Here is a 2264-nt window from a genome sequence, read left to right on the forward strand (position 1 = left end):
ACCCATAAAATAAAAAGGCTTCATGAATCAATGATTCATGAAGCCTTATAAAGAATACTCGTACTCGAAGCGGGACTTGAACCCGCACAGCCGCAATGGCCAAAGGATTTTAAGTCCTTCTTGCCGGTGACTTCGCCGGTCGAATACGATTGTAATATATCTCTAATAATCAACACATTACAATAAAAGCTTTATAAATCTCTCCTACACTAACTATACTCCGGTTTACATATTGGTTTACATCAACTATGTAGAACAAGATTAGTTATCCAATAAATTAATAATCTCCTTTGTAGGATTTACCCACGCTGCAAAGGTAGTGAATTATACTTATAATGCAACTATTCAACCTTTCATAGATAGGGGTATTATATAAATATATTCTGCAATAAAAGGTAGTATTGATTATGGCTATATAAGAAACATTCAACTTTCAAATAGAATACAACTAGATTATTGACCAGACAGCTTCTTATTTTAAACCTAGTGATTGCCTTGTAGATTTCGAATATTCTGTTTCCTTTACAAGCCAACATATCAAATATCCAATATCATCAACCTTTGCATAAGCTGCAATATGGGTCTTCGAGTTTATTATTTCATTCCAATATTCTAAAATAAATAGTGAGTATAATGCCATGTATTGGAATTTAAATTCAAGAGAATTATCTAGAAGAAGTACTGCTGTTGAAACAATCCTAAAGGGGTATGGCACAGCATTTCGTACTTCATAACCCTTTAATAATTCTTTAGTACTCTCAAACTCCCTAACTTGGGTACGTAAAGCATAATATCGTTCTTCACATAGTCCAACTTCTTTGATAAAATACAATTTACAGCGTCTCAACATTTCGCCTAAAGTAGTAAAGGGGAACGGGAAGATTCCACTAGGTCTTATATTAACTTTCATCGTAGCCCCTCTAGACAACAAATAATCAACAATGTTGTCATGACGATAATTATAGGCAATTTGTATAGGAGACATATTGGCTAACTCTCCCGTACTATATTTCCAAATATACATCTTCTCATCATCTGTTCTCTTCTCTCTTGGTTTAATGTACAAATCATCAGAAGGTTCTTTCACTCTAATCCTTGTCTTGTTAAAATATACGTCTCTATCTGATAGGTTTCTCTCCACACAGAAATTAATATCTGCACCATTATCGAGTAATATTTTAACAGATTCTAAATTACCTATTTTAACAGCCTCTATCAATGGAGTTGTGCTTTCATAACACCTTCTATCGCTATTGTACCTCCTTAAACTAGAATTGGGGTCAGCACCTTTATCTAATAAGAATTGTAACACATCATACAGTCGATTCTCTATAGTAAAGAGCAAACTCTTCGCATTATTTATAAATGACCTATCTACTTCAAACATTATAGCCCAATCCCTATTGGGTTCATCAGCTCTTGCAATCTTAGCCCAATCCCTATTCATACAGTCTTGTAAGAAGCTATCATATTCCCTCTGCCATTGTGCACTACTTCTTCCCTTCGCATATTACATTATTTAGTCGGTTTATTTATCAATTATAGCATTAAGTTAATGGAAACCATAACTTGAAATGCTAAGCACAAATATACAACTTCTTTATTATTATAGAATATTTACGTGTAAGAATTTATAACGATTATCCTAGATAGATAACCACACTAATACGAAAGATTTACAAGAATAATAAAACAGGTCATTCTATCTATTAAGATTATCAATATTGTATTTGGTAAAATTGCACACATTAAATACTCATACTTTATAATTAATAAAACCCAGCCTAGCGAAAGCTAAGTTGGGCTTATTTTATTATATAATCGCAGAACTAATAATATAAAAGTTTCTCCTTATAAGTCGGGCAGTCCCCCCCCTTCCCGTAATCTATATTCTTACCTGTTAATTCATTTAATTTATCCTGTGTAACTATTCTACTCATTGTATTTATTTCTTCATTTGGTTTTAGGTATAAATATCTCCTTACCATTCTCATCGTATTCTGCTTTAAATGGGTTAAGAATCTCTTCATGCCCAGTTAAGCAATCAGTATCATCTTCATCTTTTACACCTGTATCATACTCATCATCGAATAAGAATGGTACCTCTCTCTGTACAAGTCTTCTGTCTCCAGTCTCTAAGTTAGTTACATAGTATGTACCCATATTAATATAGGTGTACTCTTTACCGTCTACAACCTCTGTATAAGGATATTCTTCCATAATATTACTCTCTATTATTTATAATTGCTGGAGCTGTTGTACCA

At 32.9% G+C, this 2264-nt stretch carries 2 protein-coding genes and 1 tRNA gene; all 3 read right to left on the bottom strand.

Translation table 11 applies throughout. The features are described 5' to 3' along the window. Positions 1-59: 59 nt before the first annotated feature. Positions 60-147 (bottom strand) — tRNA-OTHER (locus DXA05_RS26660). Between the two features lie 325 nt (positions 148-472). Then, entirely contained in the window at positions 473-1447 is a 975-nt protein-coding gene (locus DXA05_RS25940) for an ankyrin repeat domain-containing protein (protein ID WP_284515715.1), read from the bottom strand. A 506-nt stretch (positions 1448-1953) separates the two neighbouring features. Further along, on the bottom strand, positions 1954-2220 hold the full coding sequence (locus tag DXA05_RS25945) for a hypothetical protein (protein ID WP_117611312.1): 267 nt from the start codon (positions 2218-2220) through the stop codon (positions 1954-1956). Between the last annotated feature and the right edge of the window lie 44 nt (positions 2221-2264).

This window comes from Bacteroides sp. AM54-2NS, assembly GCF_003602935.1.
In the GTDB taxonomy this organism is placed as follows: domain Bacteria; phylum Bacteroidota; class Bacteroidia; order Bacteroidales; family Bacteroidaceae; genus Bacteroides; species Bacteroides xylanisolvens.